This window comes from Frankia sp. Cppng1_Ct_nod, from assembly GCF_920656135.1.
Classification (GTDB): Bacteria; Actinomycetota; Actinomycetes; order Frankiales; family Frankiaceae; genus Protofrankia; species Protofrankia meridionalis.
Genome location: NZ_CAKKTK010000001.1, coordinates 12,140 through 31,152, shown reverse-complemented (window position 1 = coordinate 31,152; position 19,013 = coordinate 12,140). Strand labels below are relative to the sequence as shown.

Here is a 19,013-nt window from a genome sequence, read left to right as displayed (position 1 = left end):
ATTGTTACTGCCGACCGAGACCTGGGTCGACCGGCAGGGGACCCAGTGCATCGGTTTCAGTGACGGCGGATACCGCTTCGGCACCGACAGCACAGCCCTGGAGAGTCTTTTCAGCGACATCGCCAGGCAGAACATCGAGGTAGCCGGGTCAGGGCTTCCCCTGTACACCGTGGTTGTCGCCGCGCCGTTGACCGGTACCGGTTCCAGCGGGCAGGGATACTCCCCCGGGACGCTGGGGCAGGGCGGGGTGAACGAACTGCGCGGAGCGATGCTCGCGCAGGCGGCGTGGAACAGCGCGGCCGTGCAAGAGAACCAGGCGACCGGGACGAAAAAACCGGTCATCCGGCTGTTGGTCGCGAATGTGGGTTGGCAGTCCGGCTATGCGGATGTCGTCGCACGGCAGATCGACCGCGCCGCCCGACAGGATCATCGCCTGGTGGGAGTACTCGGCTTCTTCCAGAGCGTGGGCCCGGCCGAGAAAGCCGTGGAGTTCCTGAACGACACGACGCGGATCCCGATCGTCTCCTCCACAGCTTCCGACGACATCCTCACGGCACCGGACAGTGCGGGGAAACGCCGCTATCCCTGGTACTTCCGGGTCGGCCCGACCAACAGGGAGGAGGCGCAGGCGATCGCCGACGCCGTGGCGGACAGAAAAATCAGCGAAGTGTCCACCGACGCGCCGTTACGGCCGTTGATCGTGGAAGGCGCCGTCGAGAACTATCAGGACAATTACAGCGATAACCTGGCCCAGGACGTCGGCGACGAACTGCGGAAGCGCGATCTGGTCGACAGGAAGCCGGCTGTCATCCCCTTTCCCGGATCCGCGGACGGCGTCACGGCAACGGCCGGTTCCCACGGCGGGAGCGAAGAGGACCAGCTCATCCAGGCCCTGAAGCGCCAGTGTGAGCAGGAGCTGCCCAACCTGCTCATCTACACAGGTCGGACCACCAACGTCAACATCCTCCTCGACGCCCTCTACGCCCTGGACCAGTCGGACTGCGGGCAACACAACCCCACCATGCCCATCATCGCCGGGGACGACGCCATGGAGCTGGAGACGGACGACACCGAGATCGGTACGAACCGCGCCGGAAGGCATCCATTCTACTTCGCCGACTTCGGCCTCTCACGGATCAAGGAAATACCACCGGACTACCTGAAGAATCCACTCACCCAAAAACGGGGGGAAATCTACCTCCCCGAAAAGTGGAAGGAAATCTACGACAATAATCCCGGCCTGATCTCCGGTCACGTCATGCTGGCTTTCGATGCCACGTCGGTCCTCACCCGCAAACTCGCCGACGCGCTCATCAACTCGTCGGCGGACCTGTCCGACGACCAGGGGAGCCAAAAATTACGGGACAATCTCAGGACCGTTCTCAACGGAACATGCATTCCCGGGGCCAGCGGCTACGTCAGCTTCAACGGGTTCGGCGGCGGGGCGAACCGGCTGATTATGATCCGCAAACTGGATTTCACCGACTGGTCCTTCCCGTCCGTCACGGATTTTCCCGGCACGGCGCCCGCCTTTACCGGCTGCCGGAAGGGCGGCTGAGCCACTCCTCACCGTGACGAGGCAGCCGGGAACATCAAGATCGAATACAGACGGCGAGATGACGTCAACAGCGTTGACTACACTGTAGAGTCAGGGAGGAGAGCCGGCACGGCCCTACCGGAGGAGAACGGTGGAGACGACACCGCCCCGCCACACCCGCACCCCCCGCGGGACGCTGTCTCGCGGGCTCCTACTCGACACCGCCATGGAGATCGTCGACATCGGCGGGGTGGGCGGCTTCAGCATGCGCGCTCTCGGTGCCCGCCTGAGCATCGACCCCACCGCCGTCTACCGGCACTTCCGTACCAAAAACGAGCTCCTGGAAGCCCTCGCCGACCGGGTGGTCCGCGGCGACGAACCCCTCCCCCACACCGACGACCCCCGGGCCGACCTCCGCGAGACCTTCGCGCAACTGCGCCGGTCACTGTTGCGGCATCCCACCCTCGCGCCGATCGTCCTGCGCCGGCCACCCGGCGGTGAAGCCAGCTGGGAACGCACCAACCACGCGATCGGCCTGCTGCGTGACGCCGGAATGCCCGACCGGGACGCAGCGAACGCCTTCGCGACCCTGCTCTTCTACACGCTCGGTCACGCCCTCACCGAAGCCCGGCACACCGCCGCGACCATCGCCAGCAAAGGGCTGGAGGTTCCGGTCACCCCGGCCACCGCGGTCAGCTCCGCCGCGAGCCGCTACCCCCACCTCGCCGCGGTCGCCGACCACTTCGACGAGCCGATGGAAACGCAGTTCCACGACGGTCTCGGCCTCATCCTCGCCGCACTCGCGATCTGACGGATCGCCGGCGAGCCGGTCGTCCCGAAAAAATGATCGGATCAGCCACGACGACTCTTGTATATATGGATCTATCCAAGACGGTCCAGGTGCGGTCCACTTGCTTCCATGGCCGAAAGCAGCGACGGGAACCGGTGAGTCCACCGCACTACCGGAGGGTGTGACCCAGGTTGCGGAATGTCCGCATACCCGTATGACACCGACTCCGCAGGACTCGATCATCGATCTGCCGATCTCCACGACGTTCGACCTTCCGGGCTTCACCGTCGAGCGGACCCTGGGCCTGTCCTGGAGGCTGATCGTCCGTAGCGTCGGTACGGTCACCGGGGGATTGCGCGCGCTTCGTGCGGGTGAAGTACCGCGGTACACCGAGGTCGTGAACGCCGCCCGCCGCACCGCGCTGGAGCGGCTGGTCGAGCACGCACGTGAGCTGGGCGGACGGGACCGCGGTCGGGTACGCCCGGGCCTCGGCGGATCCGGAGTCCAGCCGCGGGCGGGGTAGGACATACCGTAACAAAATCGCCCCTTGGCCCGGGAAGGGCTGCCGCTAACAACGCTTACACGCGAGGAACACCTCGCGCATCCAGGTGACAGCCCCATGCACCGGCTCGCGGTCCGCTGCGCCGGGCCGTGGCCTGTGGACGGCCCGGCACAGCGGACAAGCCTGCGATAACTACGCTACTGCGAAAATCTTGCAGAAGCGTCTATGTGCCGGTTAGTGTCGAACGCCAGCCTGCACGCCTCCGGCCGGGAGCGTGGCACGGACGGGTGGGAAACGCGAGGGGGACAACCATGGCCGTCGAAGCCGGCACCGCGTCCGGTGTACCGCTCTACCAGCGGGTTCGTGGCGCGCTGGGGCCGCGGGAGTGGGCCACGGTTGCCGCCATGGCCGCGGTCATCGTCGGGCTGCATGTGGTCGGCTGGTTCAGCCTGGTAGCGATCATCGCGCCGCACCACTACCGCTTCGGCGCCCACAGCCAGGTATTCGGTGTCGGACTGGGAGTCACTGCCTACACCCTGGGTCTGCGCCACGCCTTCGACGCCGACCACATCGCCGCGATCGACAACACCACCCGCAAGCTGATGGCCGACGGGCAGCGGCCGCTATCGGTCGGGTTCTTCTTCTCCCTCGGCCACTCGACGATCGTGTTCGGACTGGCGTTCCTGTTCAGCATCGGCGTCCGCTCCCTCGCCGGGCAGGTCGAAGACGACAGCTCCACCCTGCACAACGTCACCGGCTGGATCGGTACCACCGTCTCCGGTGGCTTCCTCTACCTCATCGCCGCGATCAACCTCGTCATCCTGATCGGCATCGTCACCGTGTTCCGGGACATGCGCCGTGGCCACTACGACGAAGTCGCCCTCGAAGAGCAGCTCAACTCCCGCGGACTGATGAACCGGTTCCTCGGCCGCTTCACCAAAGCAATCACCACGCCGTGGCAGATGTACCCCCTCGGAGTGCTGTTCGGCCTGGGCTTCGACACCGCCACCGAGGTCGCCCTGCTGTTCCTCGCCGCCGGCGCCGCCAGCAGCGGGCTGCCCTGGTACGCCATCCTCGTCCTGCCGATCCTGTTCGCCGCCGGCATGAGCCTGCTGGATACCATCGACGGCTCATTCATGAACTTCGCCTACAGCTGGGCCTTCTCCAAACCAGTCCGCAAGGTCTACTACAACATCACTATCACCGGCCTGTCAGTGGCGGTCGCGTTCATCATCGGCAGCATCGAGCTCCTCGGCATCCTCGCTGCGAAAGCGCACCTCACCGGCGGCTTCTGGGACTGGATCTCAGGCCTCGACCTGAACATCGTCGGCTACTTCATCGTCGGCCTGTTCGTCGTCACCTGGACGGTCGCGCTACTGGTGTGGAAGTACGGCCGGATCGAGGAGAAATGGTCCGCCACCGTCCACGAGGCCGGCCAGGTCGAACCCGCAAGCTGATCCGGGCCGGCGCCACCGAGGAAGGCCACCCCCTGCGGGTGGGTCTGGTGGTACACCGTGACCAGCCCCGGGGTTTCGGCTCGGCACGGCGCGCACCACGACGCCCACACGTTGATGACCACGGGCCGGCCGTGCAGGGCGTCGAGACGGATGGGATCGCACCCGTGGCGGTGTGCGCCTGGGCGACGAAACCGAGACCGCCCGGTGACAGGTCGACCACGTCGTGGTTCGCGCACCCGGCGAGAACGGCGAGTCCGATCGCGGACACCACGGGGACGCCCCGCAGACGCATATCTCTACTATGCCGGATAGTGGTTGCTGCTTCTACGGCCGGTCGAAGGGGTCGTCGAGGCCGGCGGCGCGCGGCGAGGCCATGGGGTCGGTGCGGGAGGTGGGCGGATGGTGCTGGCGGCGGGTGGCCAGGTGGGGTCGGTGGTGCTGTCCGGGTCGCTGCTGGTCGCGCTCCCGATTGCGGTGGCCGCCGGTGTGATCTCGTTCGTGTCGCCGTGCTGCCTGCCGTTGGTTCCCGGCTACCTGTCCTACGTCACCGGGTTGAGCGGCGCCGAGGCCCGCCAACCCGGCCGCACCGGGACCAGCGGCCCGGACCCTGGTGGCGCCGTCGCAGCACCGCTGGCCGCGCCCTCATCCACCCGAGCGCTGACGATGTGGTGGCGGCGCAGCCGCATGCTGGTCGGCGGTGTGCTGTTCGTCCTGGGCTTCTCGGCGGTCTTCGTCAGCTACGGAGCCGCGTTCGGTGGGGCGGGCCGCCTCCTGTTGATCCACCAGCAGGTGATCACCCGGGTGCTCGGCGGTGTGACGATCCTGCTCGGGTTGATGTTCGCCGGGCTGCTGGAACGGCTGCCGTGGGCGGGCCGGACCGTGCGGATCCGCTACCGGCCGGCGGCGGGGCTGGCCGGTGCACCGTTGCTGGGGGTGCTGTTCGGGATCGGCTGGACGCCGTGCATCGGGCCGACCCTGGCCGCGGTACTCAGCCTGTCGTTCAACGCCGGTACCGCCGGGCGGGGGGCGCTGCTGTCGTTCGCCTACAGCCTGGGCCTGGGCCTGCCGTTCATCGCCGCCGGGGTGGCCTTCGACCGGGCCGTCCGGGTGTTCGCCGCAGTCAGGCGCCATTCGGCGACCATCATGCACCTCGGGGGGATCATGCTCGTTGTCGTCGGACTGTTACAGGTCAGCGGACTGTGGACCGAGCTGATCGTTCGGATGCAAGGACTGATCAGCGGCTTCCAGACACCGTTGTAAGGATCAGACACCGTTGTAAGGATCAGACACCGTTGTAAGGATCAGACACCGTTGTAAGGATCAGACAACGCGGTAGGGATCAGGCCGGGGTCGGGTGCGCCAAGCAGTCCGGGTGAAGCGGGCCGCCGGTCCCATAACCTACGATCAACGATCGTAGGTGGATGGTTGCCCGGTCCGGTCGGGAGGGCACGACGGGCCGGCGGGTCGGCGGGTCGGGCATCCGTCGGGACCGGCGGTGGGGAGGCTGCGGACATGCGCGGGCTGGGTGAGCTGGAGGCGGTGGTCATGGACCGGCTGTGGTCGGCGGGCAGCCCGCGGACGGTCCGGGCGGTGTATGAAGATCTACGCGAGCAGCGGCAGATCGCCTACACGACGGTGATGACGGTGATGGACAACCTGCACCGCAAGGGATGGCTACGCCGCCAGCTCGCCGGCCGGGCCTACCTCTACGAACCGGTGCGCTCGCGGGAGGCCCGCAGCGCGGACCTGATGGGTGAGGCCCTCGCCGCCAGTACCGACCGGGCCACGACCTTAATCCACTTCGTGGAGCAGATGTCGCCGCAGGAAGCCCGGCTGCTGCGCGACGCTCTCGCCCACACCAGCGGGAACGCCGGAAGCCAAGACAGCTCCGGGGCTACGACACCCCGCGTCGGGGACCCGGTGGACGGGCCGCAGACTCCTCGGACCGGGCCTGCGGACGGCGACAGGACCAGGCGGCAGAGGGAGGAAACCGCATGACGGTCGCGGTGGCACTGTTGGCCTACGCCACCGTGCTCGCCACGGTCGCACCCCGGCTGCTGCGCGGCGCGTCCTGGACCGACCAGGCGCCGCGACTCGCGATCTGCCTGTGGCAGGCGCTGTCACTGTCGGTGCTGGCCGCGACGGCACTCGCCGGGCTGGCACTCGCCGTGCCCTCCGCGCGTATCAGCGGTGATATCGCCGCATGGCTACGCGCCTGCGTGATGTCGCTGCAACACTCCTACGCCACCCCCGGCGGCGCTGGGATCGCCGGCGCCGGACTGACCTTGACCGCCACCCTGCTGCTACGCGTCGCCTTCTGCGCCACATCCGCCCTCACCCGGGCCGGACGCGCACGCCGCACGCACGCCCACACACTCGCCCTACTCGCCCGTCCCGCCCCCGCCCTCGGCGCGGTCGTCCTCCCGCACCCCACGGCCGCGGCCTACTGCCTACCCGGCCGCACCCGGCGGATCGTCCTCACCAGCGCCGCGGTCGAGACACTGAGCGCCGACCAGCTGCACGCGGTCCTCGCCCACGAACGGGCACACCTCACCGGGCGACACCACCTCGTCCTCACCGGCGCCGACGCATGCGCCCGCGCGTTCCCGCTCGTGCCCCTGTTCACCGCAGCACGCGCCGAGGTCGCCCGGCTCCTGGAACTGGCCGCCGACGACGCGGCATCCCGCCGACATGAACGGCTCTCCATCGCCGCCGCACTCGCCGCGCTCGCCGGCGGCGGCAGCCCCACATCCGGTCTGGCCGCCGGCGGCCAGACCGCGCTGGGACGGGTCCGCCGCCTGCTGCGCCCCGCCCATCCCCTGGGTGCTGCCCGCACCGGCCTCGGCACGGTAGCCGTGGCCGTGCTGCTCCTGACCCCATTGGTCGTGGCCGCCGGTCCGGCGCTGGCTGCCACCCACGCCGTCTACTGCCCGTTGTCCACCGTCACACCACCCACCGTCACACCACCCACCGTCACACCACCCACCGTCACACCACCCACCGGCCGACCACCCACCGGCTGACCGGACCCCCCGCCCCGGAGCGCCATCCGGTCGATCAGCCGCCCATCATCGGCATCCGCCCATCAGGATGTGAGGACATCTGCTGCTGACAGTGGCGGGGCATCGTCGCGGCGTCTGCCGTTGCCTGCGGTGACGCGGGCGTCGAGCTCCCGCTGGTAGCAGCGGCGCCGACGGGGACACCGACCGCGAGTGCGACCCCCATGGTGACCGCTGCTATCCATCCCTTTCGGTCCATCCGTTTGCTCCCTCGATCGTGAGGTTGGGAGAGCTACCCGGGTAGCCGGGTGGGGCTGCCGCAGCCGTGCCGGACACCCGTGGTCGACCTCCTCCACATGATCCTACTATCCGTGATAGTAGATAGTCGGGTGTGTGCTTGTCGCATCCCCGTGGCGGCGCACGGTCGCCCGATTCCGCCTGGAACAACACGTCCTCGGTCCGCGAGAAGACGATCGAGGTGCCGTGGGTTGCCCACCCGGGTGGCGAAGCCGGCCTGCACGCGAGGGCGATGTCGACGGTGATGGCCGGCCGGGTTGACCTGTCCGGGCTTCGGTTCAGCGGTGCGGAATTGGGGATGCCCCCAGACGAGAGGTGAACGATCGCACCACGGGCTGGGCGCGTCGTCACTCAGGAGGGTGATAGCGATGATGTGGGGCTGGGACTGGGGTTGGGGTGCCTGGCTTGCGATGTCGGTGTTGATGGTCCTGTTCTGGGGCCTGGTCATCGCTGGTGTCGTCGCACTCGTTCGCTATGCGGGCGCCGGTCATACGGCCGCCCGCCCGGATGCCGGTAGCGGTCGGGCCGATGCCGAGAATGTGCTGGCCGAGCGGTTCGCCCGCGGGGAGATCGACGAGGACGAGTACAAGCGGCGGTCCGACCTGCTACGCGCAGGCCGGTGAATCCGGCAGGTGGGGGTAGGAAGGCTCGGCCGGCCGTGGCCGGGGCCGTGGCGGCCACGCTCGTGCTAGCTGCCGCCTCGGCAGTGGCGTTCGCCGCGATGAGCGGATCCTTCCGCGGCCCGGCGCCCACGGCGCCCCGGTGCGGTACACCCCCACTGGCCGGCACGGTCGTGAACGTGACCTTGGCCGACAGGGGCGGGGGCATGATGAGCGGGCGTTACGGACCGGGTCCGATGATGGGCGGCCCAGGGGGCATGGGCATGATGGGTGTCCTCGCCAGCGCTGGCGTGGTTGCGGCGGGGACGGTGTCGCTGCGGGCGCTCAACGAGGGGGGACGGCCCCACGAGCTGATGGTGCTTCCGCTGCCGGCCGGCCAGATGGTCGGGCAACGCCCGGTCGGTGGCGATGGTCGCATCGATGAGGCGGGCAGCCTCGGTGAGGCGTCGCGGAGCTGTGGGGCCGGGTCCGGGGCCGGAATCACCACCGGTTCGACGGGCTGGACAACGGTGACGCTGTCTCCTGGCCGCTACGAATTGGTATGCAACCTGCCTTACCACTATGCGGCTGGCATGTACACCGAGCTTGACACCCGTTGACACCACGGCGGGCTCATCGTCCACTTCGTCGACTACGCCCCTACCAACCGGCTCATCACCGGCCTGCACCTGCGCCACCCGGCCGAACCGGACGAGGGTGAACGGACCCCACCGTCTGCGGCGTATCACTCTGCGTAAACCCATCCCGAGGTATCGCCGAGACACCAACCTGATTACTATGTTGGATAGTACGAGCAAGACTCGTGTGATCGTCGCGGGAAGAACAGCGGCTACACCACACCCTCGCCCGGCTGCCCGCCCCACCGCATCGATCCGCCATCGATCCGCCATCGGACCCGAATCACCCGACGCCTACTCGACCCCACCGATCGACCCACCGATCGACCCACCAGGAGGAGAAATGGACACGGTGCTCTACGCCCTGCCGGCGCTGGCCTGCCCAGTCGGGATGGGCGCAATGATGTGGCTGATGATGCGCGGCAAGAGCAACCGGCCCAGCCAGACCCCCCTGGCAGGTACCAGGCAGGCCGATCCGCGGGAGACCGAACTCGCCGCGTTGCGGGAGGAAATCCAGCACCTGCGCGGCGCGCAGCGTCCGGCGCCCGCTGGCAGCAAGCAGCAGCCCCGATGACCGGGGTGCTGCTGCCGCTCGCCCTGACGGCCGTCGCGGCCATGCTGACCTACCGGTGCTGCGTCCGGCCGATGCTGCGCGGCACGCGCATGACGGGCGACCCGGCCGGATCGGTCACGCCCCGGGCCGCCGGCTGCTGCGCCCCGCCGGATGATATGGACCGGCAGCTGGCCGCGGCCCGTGCCGAGGCCGACCGGCTACGGGAACGCTCGACGGCCAGCCTGTCGGCCACCGACCGCCCCGGCTGAGCCTGCCCGCAGCTTCGCCACCGCTGGTGGACTGGAAGCGGCGTAGCCGCAGGCTGTTCGAGACGACGAACAGCGAGCTCGCCGCCATCGCCGCGCCGGCGATCAACGGGTTGAGCAGACCCGTGGCGGCGAGCGGCAGGGCTGCGATGTTGTAGGCGAACGCCCAGAACAGGTTGCCCTTGATCGTGGCGAGGGTGCGCCGGGCCAGACCGATGGCGTCCACCGCCGCGCGCAGGTCCCCGCGGACCAGGGTGAGGTCGCCGGCTTCGATCGCGGCGTCCGTCCCGGTGCCCATGGCCAGGCCCAGGTCGGCCTGGGCGAGCGCGGCGGCGTCGTTGACGCCGTCGCCGACCATCGCGACGACCCGGCCCTGCGCCTGGAGCCGGGATACGACGTCGACCTTGTCCTTGGGGAGTACCTCGGCGATCACCTCGTCGATGCCGACCTGCGCGGCGACGGCGCGGGCGGCGCGGGTGTTGTCGCCGGTGAGCAACACCGGTGTCAGACCGAGGTCGCGCAGCTGGCGGACCGCGTCGGCCGAGGTGGGTCTGACGGTATCGGCGACGACGAGGACCGCGTGGGCGGCACCGTCCCAGCCGGCGAAGACCGGTGTCCGGCCTTCCTGCTCGGCGGCCTGTGCTGCCAGATCGAGCTCGTCGGGGATGTGGACCGAGCGGTCGGCCAGCAGCCGGCGACGACCGGCGAGGACCGCGTGACCAGCGACGACCGCCTGCACGCCGAGTCCCTCGAGGGTGGTGAAATCCGCTACGTCTGGCAGGTCGGCGATCCGCTTGCGTGCTCCGCGGGCGATCGCCTGGGCGATCGGGTGCTCGGAGGCGTCCTCGACCGCGCCGATCAGCCGCAGCACCTCATCGGGGTCGACACCATCGGCCGGCACCAGGTCGACCAGGCTCATCCGTCCGGTGGTCACCGTTCCGGTCTTGTCCAGGACGACGGTGTCCACCCGCCGGGTCGATTCCAGCACCTCCGGCCCCTTGATCAGGATCCCGAGCTGGGCGCCCCGGCCGCTGCCGACAAGCAGGGCGGTGGGCGTCGCGAGGCCCAGCGCGCACGGGCAGGCGACGATCAGTACGGCGACGGCGGCCGTGAACGCGGCCGTCGCCCCGTCGCCGAGTGCGAGCCACACCGTGGCAGTGGCGACAGCGAGGACGATCACCACGGGGACGAACACCGCCGAGACCCGGTCGGCGAGCCGCGCGATCGCGGCCTTGCCGCTCTGCGCCTCGACGACCAGCTTCGCCATCTGCGCAAGCTGGGTGTCCACCCCGACCCGGGTCGCCCGGATCACCAGCCGACCGCCGGCGTTCAGCGTGGCGCCGGTGACCGCGTCACCCACCATGACCTCGACCGGTAGTGATTCGCCGGTGAGCATGCTCGTGTCGACCGCGGAGCGACCTTCCTCGACCACCCCGTCAGTAGCGATCTTCCCCCCCGGTCGGACGACGAAACGGTCCCCCACGGCCAGTTGCTCCACTCCGACCGACTGCTCCCGGCCGTCGCGCAGGACCGTGACGTCCTTGGCCCCGAGCTCCAGCAACGCCCGCAGCGCGGCGCCGGCCCGGCGCTTCGCCCGTGCCTCGAAGTAGCGGCCGGCGAGGATGAACGTCGTCACCACCGCGGCGACCTCGAGGTAGATGCTGTCCGCGGCGTTGTCCCGGGTGGCGAGGAGCGTGAAGCGCATCGTCATGCCCCGCTCGCCGGCGTGGCCGAGAAACAGTGCGTACAGCGACCAGCCGAACGCAGCGAGCGTGCCGATCGAGATCAGCGTGTCCATGGTCGCCGCGCCGTGCCGCAGGTTCTTCCCCGCGGCACGGTGGAACGGGAACCCACCCCACACTACGACCGGCGCGGCCAGCGTCAACGACAGCCACTGCCAGTTGTCGAACTGCAACGCGGGCACCATCGCCAGCAGCAACACCGGCAGGCTCAGCACCGCGGAGACGACCAGCCGGGTACGCAGCGGACCGTTCTGTTCCGCCTGCGCCGCCCCGGTGGTCTCGCCGGCATCCCCGTCGAGGCTCGCCACCGGCCCGGCCGGCCGCTCCCGACGCGGCTGGGGTACCGAGGCGCGGTAGCCGGCCTTCTCCACCTCGACGATCAGGTCGGCCGCGGTGAGCCGGCCGGGGTAGACGACACGCGCCTGCTCGGTGGCGTAGTTGACCGCAGCGCTCACACCGTCAAGCCTGTTCAGTCGCTTCTCGATGCGCGCCGCGCAGGACGCGCAGGTCATCCCCTCGATCGACAGGTCGATTTCGCCGCCGCCGACAGGCCGCGCAGCATCCACGATCGTACTCATCGAGAATCTCCCTCCACCCTCAGCGATCTTTCGACGCCGGGCCGGCCAGTGCGTAACCGGCCTCATCCACGGCGGCCCGAACCGCCACCTCGTCGAGCGGCTGCCCGCTGGTCACCGTCACCGTGCCGCCAGCAAGATCGACCAGGACGTCGGTGACGCCCGCAAGCCGGCCGATCTCGCCGCGCACCGCGCTGACACAGTGCGCGCAGGTCATGCCGACAACGGTGTACGTATTCGTGGTCACAGGCCGTTCCTTCCGTTCGCTGGGACAGGTCATCGCTTACCGGGCTTGCCGGTGCGGCCTCACAGGACCGCGCGGGCCGCGTCGGATCAGGACCGGACCAGGCGGGCGATCGCCTCCGAGGCCTCCCGTACCTTGCAGTCGGCCTCGTCACCGCCGGCCGCCACGGAACGCACGACGCAGTGCGCCATGTGCTCCTCCAGCAAACCCGACGCGACCGACTGCGGCGCCTCCGTCGCCGCCGATATCTGGGTCAGGATGTCGATGCGGTACTCCTCACTCCTCCTGCTCGACCATCCGCTGCAGCCTCCGGATCTGGCCTTCGACGCGGCGCAACCGCTTGAGGTAGTCGTCCTTGCTGCCGATGTAGCCGTGGCCCGCGCCCATCCATCCTCCACTACCCCCTAGGGGTATATCGCACGCCGAGGCTATACCCCTAGGGGGTAGCGGTCACGCGAGTGGAGCCAGTGCGTCCGTCGGCTGATCGCGCGCCCGCGCTGACCGACGCACCCGACGCCGGCGGTCAGCCGACGGGCAGGTGACGGTCAGCCGACGGGCAGGGTCACGACGGCGGTGTGCAGCACCCCCGCGGTCTGGAACTGCACGAACAGCCGCCAGTTGCCGGCTTTCGCCAGCATCGCCTCGAATGCCAGCGTCGGGCCGCCACCCGCACCGCTGGTCGCGCCCATCGGGTGCAGGTGGGCGAAGGCAAGGTCACCTTCGTGGAAGGCACTCAGGTGCGCATAGGTGTCCAGGTAGGGCTGCAGGTCGGTGACGGGCGTGCCGTCCCTGGACACCGTGACCGTCAGGGTGTGCGCCGCCCCGGCCATCACCTCGCCGGCCAGGGTCAGGGTGTAGCCGTCGACCTGGGACGTGGTCGACGCGGGCGGCAGCGGCGTGACGGCGGACCTCCCGGCGACGGTGACCGGCTGGCTGAGGACCAGTGGCAGGTCCTGCCCCGAGCTGTTCGTGGTGATGAACGAGGCGTACACCCGGTAGGTGCCCGGCTGCACCGCCGCAAGCGGCACCGTCCAGGTACCGTCGCCGGCCATGGTCGGGTGCACGTGCTGGAAGCCGGTGAGATCGGACCGGATCAGATAGAGGTGCATCAACATGGTCTGGTCCGGTTTGAACGCGGTGACCGGAGCACCGTTCCCGCCCACGATCTGGAACCGGAACGAGGTCGGCGCCTCGGCCGGCAGCGAGGACACGGCCGGGACGAACCGGAAACCGGACGCCTCAGCGGTCAGGCCGTCGCCAACCGGCCGGTCCTCCATCCCGGCCATCCCGGCGTGCCCCGCCATCGTGGGTGACATCATCGTGGGCGCCGTCATGGTGTGGTGCATCGTCGGCGTGGTCGTGGAACCACCGCCGCAGGCGGTGACCGTCAGCCCGACGGCAACGGTGACACCGGCCGCCACGAGCACGGAACGGGCACGGGCGTGGACCTGGGCGGGTGAACGCAGCACAGTCAACATCGAAATCAGTGATCTTCCCGGACGGCACGCGACGCTCGCGTGCGGATGGACGGACACCTCGGCCGACCCGAGCCCTCGCTCCAGTCAGCGCTGCCCTGTCACGTCCGGGACACGCACAACCTCACCAGCAGACACGAACCCGCCGGCGGCGGGGCACGGCACCCATGACCCGCACGACCGGCACTGGCGCTCCACGGCCAGGCGGGCCACGCCCACCCGACCACGCCGACACCGAGCAGAAGGGCCAGCAACCCGACCAGCCCTGGCCGCGGAGGTGACGACACGCACAACGCGCCATGCCCACCGACATCGCCTCTGACCACAGCCGTCTTCTGCGCCACCGCAGAGGACGCCGCAGCGTGGTCGGTGGCCGGAGCGAGGACCGCCATCTGCGGCATCGTGGAGATGTCGTCGCCGTTGGCCGAACCGCGCACCGCCATCGTCGACCCCACCGCGCCGGCGCCGCCCGGGCACCCCGGCCCGACCATCACGCCGTGCATGACGAACAACCCGGCCAGCACCACGTACACCAGCACCAACCGGGCGGTCATCCGGGCCGATGCGGTCCCGCTGCCCACCGGGCCTCCCTGCCCCATCGAAACCGACGACCGAGGCCACGCAAGCAGCAGATCCACGTGACGCGGCAACTATTCGACATAGTAGTCGATCCATGTGTCTACGGAGCGCGCGCGGGTTGATTGGTCGCCCGCCACCATCGATCTGGCGCATGGCCGTGATGCCCGTGTCCGGCTCGCGCTACCGCATCCCCCCATCGCCGACTTCTCGGCTACCGGCTACGTTCGCGATTCTGATCATCTTCTCATTCCGCGTCCGCTGGGCCATGGACGCTGGCACCCCTACAACGCTGGTGTGGCTGGTGCGGTCCCGTCGCAGGCGGCCCCGCGCGCCGCCACCACCACCATCTCTACTACGCTCTCTAGTACTGCCCGACCAGGCATGACTGTCAAGGGAAGGTGTGGGTGCGGCGTGCACGAGGTGCTGGTGGGCACGACCCTGCTGGCGGCGTTCCTGGGCGGGCTGGTGGCATTGCTGGCGCCCTGCTGCATCTCGGTGATGCTGCCGGCCTACTTCGCCAGCGGCTTCCACCGGCGGGCGAACCTCGTCGGGATGACGCTGGTGTTCGCCGCCGGTGTCGGCACCGTGATCATCCCGATCGGGTTGGGCGCGTCCGTGATCAGCGCCACGCTGGCCGGCCACCACACGCTGGTGTTCTCGGCCGGCGGGGTAGCGATGGCGCTGGCCGGAGCGGGGCTGCTGGTCGGGTGGAAACCACGGCTGCCGATGCTCGGGATGCGGGCCCGCTCCGGCCGCGGTGTCACCTCGGTGTTCACGTTGGGTGCGTTCTCCGGGGCGGCGAGCGCCTGCTGCGCCCCGGTGCTGGCCGGGGTGGCGGTACTGTCCGGGGCCGCCGGCTCGTTCACAGCCGCGTTGGCGATCGGTGTCACCTACACCTTCGGGATGGTCGCTCCGCTGTGCGCGATCGCCTGGACGTGGGACCGCCGCGGCTGGGGGTCGAGCCGGCTACTCGCCGGCGGCACGGTCACCCTCGGCGGGCGGCGGTGGACGCGGACAGTCCCGCTCGGGAGCGCCGCGGCCGGTGTGCTGCTGGTGGCGATGGGCGGACTGTCCATCGCGTCGGCGATCGCCGGGCCGTCGATGCCTAACCGCGGCTGGCGGGTGATGTTCAGCGCCGAACTGCAACACGTCGCCGCGACCGCCGTCGACGGCCTGCGCTGGCTGCCCGGCTGGGCCACCGGCCTGATCCTCGTCGGGGTGCTGGGGCTGCTCGTCCGCCACGCCGTACGCCGCCGGAACCTGTCCCCACCGACCGACGTGACACCTGCTGGCCGCCACCCCGCCGCGGTCACCGCCGGTGCGATGACGCCCGCGCCGCTGTCCCCACCGACCGGTGAGCCGGACGCGTGCTGCGCCGAGAGGACGGGGACCGCCCTCGCCGAGCTGGAGGCCCACCGATGACACGAACCACGCCGTCCCGCCCCGCGGGGCGCACCCGCCCGCGGGGCGCACCCGGCGGTACCCGCCCGGCGCCTGTGCGTCGGCGTTCGTGGGTTCGCCCGGCCGTGGCCGCCGTCGCGGTCGGCGCCGTCCTGCTGGTTCTGTTCGCAATCTTCCAGACCAGCCGCACCGGCGACACCACGTCAGGCGGCGCCCCGGCGACCTATCAGGTCGGCGCCCCCGGCGTCGGCGCCGCCGCGCCACCGATCCGGCTGGCCGCCACCAGCGGCGGCCAGGTCGACCTCGCCGCCTACCGCGGCAAGACCGTGCTGCTGTACTTCCAGGAGGGCCTGTCCTGCCAGCCCTGCTGGGATCAGATCCGCGACCTCGAGCAGTCCCGCAGCCAGCTGCGCGCCGCCGGCGTCGACCAGCTGCTGTCCATCACCACCGATCCGGTCGGCCTGCTCACGCAGAAGGTCCGGGACGAGGGCCTGTCCACCCCGGTCCTGTCCGACCCGGACCTCGCCGTCTCGGCGACCTACCAGGCCAACCGGTACGGGATGATGGGCACCAGCCGGGACGGGCACAGCTTCATCCTCGTCGACCCCGACGGAAAGATCCGCTGGCGGGCCGACTACGGCGGCGCCCCCCGCTACACCATGTACGTGCCGGTGACCCGCCTGCTCACCGACCTGCGCACCGGGCAACGCCCGTCATGACAGACACACCCACCAGCGCCATCCCTGCACCGGCCGTCCGGACGGTCACGGTGACGCTACTCACCCAGGCCGACTGCACGCTGTGCGACCACGCCAAGGCCGTCCTCGCCCGCGTCGCACGCGATCATCCCCTCACCGTTGAAGAGGTCACCCTGGACAGCGACGCCGGCCGAACCCTCGCCGCGCAGGCGGGGATGCTGTTCGCGCCGGGTGTGCTGGTGGACGGCGCACCGTTCTCCTACGGCCGGCTCTCCGAACGCCGGCTACGCCGCACGCTCGCGCGCCTGCCTCCCTCGCCAGCACGATCTGCGCGCCCATCCGGACCCGCCGGATCCTGATGATCGACTCTCTGGAGAAGAGACGGACGCGACGACGCCGCGGCACACCCATCCGGACCCGCCGCCGCGGGAACGCAATGCAGCCGGACGCCGGACGCGGTACCTCCGCAAACGGCGGATCATCGCCGACCGGCGAGGTCCTGATGGCCGCAGGCGGGGAACCGTGAGCCACACCCGGCGTGCGGCCAGCCTGATGGTCTTCGCGGCGGGGCTGATCCTGATATCCGCGGCGCCGGCCTCCGCGCACGCGGCGCTGCTGACGACCAGCCCACCAGCCGGCTATTCCGTCTCCAGCTCCCCAACACAGCTCACGTTGATCTTCAACGAGCCCGTCACCATCCGCGGGCAGGCGCTGACCTTACATGGGCAGGCCCGGGGGCCGATCCCGCTGTCCACGCCGGCCGTCACCGATGCGGGCCGGCGGCTGTCGGCACGACCGGACGCCGTGCTGCCCCCAGGCCGGTACACCGTGGACTGGCAGGTCGTCGCCGACGACGGCGACATCGTCACCGGCAGCGTCGGCTTCGCCGTCGGGATACCCGCCGCGACCGGCGGCGACGCCCGTGCCGCCGGCACCCGAGGGTTAGCAACGGCGGCGGTGCTGCGCTGGCTGCTGTTCACCGGGCTGGCGCTGGTACTCGGCGGCGTCGTCGGCGCCGAGCTGACCGGCCGGACGCGGCGTCGCGCCCCAGTGGGTGAGACCGTGCCGGCCGTAGCGCCGTTGCTGCGTTCCGGCAGCCTGCTCGGTTTCACCGCCGCGGTCGGCCTGGCCGTCCACCTGCTCGGTAACGGCAGCATCGCCGATGGACTACGGCGGCTGTCCCTGTCCGGGCTGGCAGACACCGCGCCCGGCCGGATCGCCCTCGTCGAGGCCCTCGGTTTCGCCGCCGCCGTCGGGCTGGCGGCCCTGCGCCGCCCCCGCGGCCTCATCGTCGTTCCGATGGTGGCGATGGTCGGCGCGGAGGCGTGGCGTAGCCATCTGACCGCGGCGGCGCCCGGCTGGGGCGGTCTGGTCACCGCGATCCACCTGACCGCGGCGGCGATCTGGGTGGGTACGCTCCTGCACGTCGTCCGCGTCGCCGCCCGTATGCGGCACAGCCCGCTCGCGGTGCGGGCACTGCTCGCCGGATACAGCCGGATCGCCCTCGGCCTGTTCCTCGTCGTGGTCGCCACCGGCACCCTCACCTCCATCGAACTCGTCCCGAACCTGCCCGCGCTCCTCCACACCGGCTACGGCCGGGTGCTGCTGGTCAAACTCGGACTCGTCACCCTCGCCATCGCCCTCGCGCTGGCCGCCCGCCGACACCTGGCCCGGACCCGGCTCACCGACACCGCCACCGCCACCGCCACCGCCACCGGGTCCGGACCCGACACCGGACCCGGACCCGAACCCGGACCCGGACCCGACACGGGCCGGCCTGCCGGCGCGGCACGCATCGAACGCACCGCCCTGGTCGGCGTCCTGGCGTTGACCGGCCTGCTGGTATCCATGACCCCGCCCGCCCCCACCAGCACCGACCTGGCGTTCCCGCCACCACCGGACGGGCCGACCCTCCGGCTGGCCAGCCTCGCCGGCCAGGTCACCGTCGCGATCGCCGCCAGCGACGGACAACTGGAAGTCCGCCTCGCCGTGCCCGACGACACCCCGACCAGCCAGCCCCGCCTCCGGCTGACCGCCGAACTCACCGCCGCCGGGGTCAGACGAACCCTCACAACGCAACGCTGCGGCACCGGCTGCTACCTGGCGCCGGTCAGCTGGGCCTCCCCCGACAGCCAGCTCACCCTGCACGCCGCCGCGGACGGGTGGACCGGCGGTAGCACCACCTTCACCATCGCCTGGCCCCCGGCATCCGATGCCACCCTGCTCACCCAGGTGATCGACACGATGCGGGCGGTCGGATCCCTGACCCTGCACGAAACCGTCACCAGCAACACCGCGGCTGCCGCACCATCGGGCACCGACACGCCGATGAGCGGAGAGCGGTTCCTCGACGTTGAGCCCTATGGCGCCGCCGCACCCACCGACGGGACCATCCTGAGCCGCCGGGACGGACACACCCAGCTCGCCTTCGCGCTCGTCCCCTCAAGCTTCTATTTCGTCCTCGACGTCGGACCCGACCATCGGATCCTCCACGAGACGGTCACCGCACCCGGCCACCTCCTCGCACGCACCTTCGACTATCCCGATGCCCGCCCACCCGACAGCGCGGAACACCGAACCGGGCCATAACGGTTCTTCTGGCGCCCTCCCGGCATCGACCCGCCCGGCACAGACCCGCCGGCACAGACCCTGCCACCACCC

General features: G+C 70.2%; 20 protein-coding genes and 1 pseudogene. 14 read left to right on the top strand and 7 right to left on the bottom strand.

Annotated elements, in window-relative coordinates:
• The first annotated feature begins 1 nt into the window (after position 1).
• The 4 genes from NBW77_RS00150 (at position 2) to nicT (ending at position 4,286) form a co-directional block, all read left to right on the top strand.
• The gene (locus tag NBW77_RS00150; RefSeq protein ID WP_131746787.1) at positions 2–1,558 is read left to right on the top strand and encodes a type 1 periplasmic-binding domain-containing protein; all 1,557 of its coding nucleotides are present in this window, start codon (positions 2–4) and stop codon (positions 1,556–1,558) included.
• A gap of 130 nt (positions 1,559–1,688) precedes the next feature.
• Positions 1,689–2,348 carry a TetR/AcrR family transcriptional regulator gene (locus NBW77_RS00145; RefSeq protein ID WP_131746786.1) on the top strand — a complete coding sequence of 220 codons (660 nt, stop codon included), beginning with the start codon at positions 1,689–1,691 and terminating at the stop codon, positions 2,346–2,348.
• Positions 2,349–2,541: 193 nt separating this feature from the next.
• Entirely contained in the window at positions 2,542–2,850 is a 309-nt protein-coding gene (locus NBW77_RS00140; RefSeq protein ID WP_131746867.1) for a heavy metal-binding domain-containing protein, read from the top strand.
• Positions 2,851–3,140: 290 nt separating this feature from the next.
• A complete protein-coding gene (gene nicT / locus NBW77_RS00135; RefSeq protein ID WP_175324704.1) occupies positions 3,141–4,286 on the top strand; it encodes a Nickel transporter NicT in 1,146 nt (381 codons plus the stop codon).
• Positions 4,287–4,312: 26 nt separating this feature from the next.
• Here the strand turns inward: nicT and NBW77_RS22665 are convergent.
• Positions 4,313–4,522: pseudogene (locus NBW77_RS22665) on the bottom strand (TlpA disulfide reductase family protein); the annotation flags it as partial.
• 79 nt (positions 4,523–4,601) lie between these two features.
• Here NBW77_RS22665 and NBW77_RS00125 point away from each other — a divergent pair.
• From NBW77_RS00125 to NBW77_RS00100, 6 genes are all read left to right on the top strand, one after another.
• Positions 4,602–5,546, top strand: coding sequence for a cytochrome c biogenesis CcdA family protein (locus tag NBW77_RS00125; RefSeq protein ID WP_250279104.1), 945 nt, complete (start codon positions 4,602–4,604; stop codon positions 5,544–5,546).
• 252 nt (positions 5,547–5,798) lie between these two features.
• Positions 5,799–6,284, top strand: coding sequence for a BlaI/MecI/CopY family transcriptional regulator (locus NBW77_RS00120; RefSeq protein ID WP_131746864.1), 486 nt, complete (start codon positions 5,799–5,801; stop codon positions 6,282–6,284).
• Positions 6,281–7,309 carry a M56 family metallopeptidase gene (locus NBW77_RS00115; RefSeq protein ID WP_131746785.1) on the top strand — a complete coding sequence of 343 codons (1,029 nt, stop codon included), beginning with the start codon at positions 6,281–6,283 and terminating at the stop codon, positions 7,307–7,309. The genes NBW77_RS00120 and NBW77_RS00115 overlap by 4 nt, the downstream gene beginning before the upstream one ends.
• 641 nt (positions 7,310–7,950) lie before the next feature.
• Positions 7,951–8,205, top strand: a complete 255-nt coding sequence (locus NBW77_RS00110) for an SHOCT domain-containing protein (RefSeq protein ID WP_131746783.1) — start codon at positions 7,951–7,953, stop codon at positions 8,203–8,205.
• 35 nt (positions 8,206–8,240) lie between these two features.
• Positions 8,241–8,801, top strand: coding sequence for a hypothetical protein (locus NBW77_RS00105; RefSeq protein WP_131746782.1), 561 nt, complete (start codon positions 8,241–8,243; stop codon positions 8,799–8,801).
• 361 nt (positions 8,802–9,162) lie between these two features.
• On the top strand, positions 9,163–9,393 hold the full coding sequence (locus NBW77_RS00100; RefSeq protein WP_131746781.1) for a hypothetical protein: 231 nt from the start codon (positions 9,163–9,165) through the stop codon (positions 9,391–9,393).
• A 114-nt stretch (positions 9,394–9,507) separates the two neighbouring features.
• Here the strand turns inward: NBW77_RS00100 and NBW77_RS00095 are convergent, their stop codons facing one another.
• From NBW77_RS00095 to NBW77_RS00075, 6 genes are all read right to left on the bottom strand, one after another.
• Positions 9,508–11,958: a heavy metal translocating P-type ATPase gene (locus NBW77_RS00095; RefSeq protein WP_250279103.1), complete on the bottom strand. Its 2,451-nt coding sequence runs from the start codon at positions 11,956–11,958 to the stop codon at positions 9,508–9,510.
• A gap of 19 nt (positions 11,959–11,977) precedes the next feature.
• On the bottom strand, positions 11,978–12,202 hold the full coding sequence (locus tag NBW77_RS00090) for a heavy-metal-associated domain-containing protein (RefSeq protein WP_131746780.1): 225 nt from the start codon (positions 12,200–12,202) through the stop codon (positions 11,978–11,980).
• Positions 12,203–12,288: 86 nt separating this feature from the next.
• Positions 12,289–12,447, bottom strand: a complete 159-nt coding sequence (locus NBW77_RS22660; RefSeq protein ID WP_254697840.1) for a metal-sensing transcriptional repressor — start codon at positions 12,445–12,447, stop codon at positions 12,289–12,291.
• A 28-nt stretch (positions 12,448–12,475) separates the two neighbouring features.
• Positions 12,476–12,586: a metal-sensing transcriptional repressor gene (locus NBW77_RS22655; protein WP_254697839.1), complete on the bottom strand. Its 111-nt coding sequence runs from the start codon at positions 12,584–12,586 to the stop codon at positions 12,476–12,478.
• Between the two features lie 158 nt (positions 12,587–12,744).
• Entirely contained in the window at positions 12,745–13,677 is a 933-nt protein-coding gene (locus NBW77_RS00080; RefSeq protein ID WP_250279102.1) for a DUF8832 domain-containing protein, read from the bottom strand.
• A gap of 98 nt (positions 13,678–13,775) precedes the next feature.
• On the bottom strand, positions 13,776–14,255 hold the full coding sequence (locus NBW77_RS00075; protein WP_131746779.1) for a hypothetical protein: 480 nt from the start codon (positions 14,253–14,255) through the stop codon (positions 13,776–13,778).
• Between the two features lie 409 nt (positions 14,256–14,664).
• Here NBW77_RS00075 and NBW77_RS00070 point away from each other — a divergent pair, with 409 nt between their 5' ends.
• The 4 genes from NBW77_RS00070 to NBW77_RS00055 all read left to right on the top strand — a co-directional run bounded on the left by NBW77_RS00070 (position 14,665) and on the right by NBW77_RS00055 (position 18,941).
• Positions 14,665–15,675 (top strand): cytochrome c biogenesis CcdA family protein, encoded by a 1,011-nt coding sequence (locus NBW77_RS00070; RefSeq protein WP_250279101.1) that lies wholly within the window; start codon positions 14,665–14,667, stop codon positions 15,673–15,675.
• Entirely contained in the window at positions 15,672–16,373 is a 702-nt protein-coding gene (locus tag NBW77_RS00065) for a peroxiredoxin family protein (RefSeq protein ID WP_131746778.1), read from the top strand. The genes NBW77_RS00070 and NBW77_RS00065 overlap by 4 nt, the downstream gene beginning before the upstream one ends.
• The gene (locus NBW77_RS00060) at positions 16,370–16,711 is read left to right on the top strand and encodes a glutaredoxin family protein (RefSeq protein ID WP_131746777.1); all 342 of its coding nucleotides are present in this window, start codon (positions 16,370–16,372) and stop codon (positions 16,709–16,711) included. Before NBW77_RS00065 ends, NBW77_RS00060 begins: the two co-directional genes overlap by 4 nt.
• A gap of 163 nt (positions 16,712–16,874) precedes the next feature.
• Positions 16,875–18,941 carry a copper resistance CopC/CopD family protein gene (locus NBW77_RS00055; protein WP_250279100.1) on the top strand — a complete coding sequence of 689 codons (2,067 nt, stop codon included), beginning with the start codon at positions 16,875–16,877 and terminating at the stop codon, positions 18,939–18,941.
• Positions 18,942–19,013: the final 72 nt, after the last annotated feature.

Excerpts from the sequence above, each read along its gene's own strand:
- NBW77_RS00095 (WP_250279103.1), bottom strand. The coding sequence starts at position 11,958 with ATGAGTACGATCGTGGATGCTGCGCGGCCTGTCGGCGGCGGCGAAATC.
- NBW77_RS00115 (WP_131746785.1), top strand. The coding sequence starts at position 6,281 with ATGACGGTCGCGGTGGCACTGTTGGCCTACGCCACCGTGCTCGCCACG.
- NBW77_RS00080 (WP_250279102.1), bottom strand. The coding sequence starts at position 13,677 with ATGTTGACTGTGCTGCGTTCACCCGCCCAGGTCCACGCCCGTGCCCGT.
- NBW77_RS00110 (WP_131746783.1), top strand. The coding sequence starts at position 7,951 with ATGATGTGGGGCTGGGACTGGGGTTGGGGTGCCTGGCTTGCGATGTCG.
- NBW77_RS00120 (WP_131746864.1), top strand. The coding sequence starts at position 5,799 with ATGCGCGGGCTGGGTGAGCTGGAGGCGGTGGTCATGGACCGGCTGTGG.
- nicT (WP_175324704.1), top strand. The coding sequence starts at position 3,141 with ATGGCCGTCGAAGCCGGCACCGCGTCCGGTGTACCGCTCTACCAGCGG.
- NBW77_RS00065 (WP_131746778.1), top strand. The coding sequence starts at position 15,672 with ATGACACGAACCACGCCGTCCCGCCCCGCGGGGCGCACCCGCCCGCGG.
- NBW77_RS22655 (WP_254697839.1), bottom strand. The coding sequence starts at position 12,586 with ATGGGCGCGGGCCACGGCTACATCGGCAGCAAGGACGACTACCTCAAG.
- NBW77_RS00060 (WP_131746777.1), top strand. The coding sequence starts at position 16,370 with ATGACAGACACACCCACCAGCGCCATCCCTGCACCGGCCGTCCGGACG.
- NBW77_RS00140 (WP_131746867.1), top strand. The coding sequence starts at position 2,542 with ATGACACCGACTCCGCAGGACTCGATCATCGATCTGCCGATCTCCACG.
- NBW77_RS00100 (WP_131746781.1), top strand. The coding sequence starts at position 9,163 with ATGGACACGGTGCTCTACGCCCTGCCGGCGCTGGCCTGCCCAGTCGGG.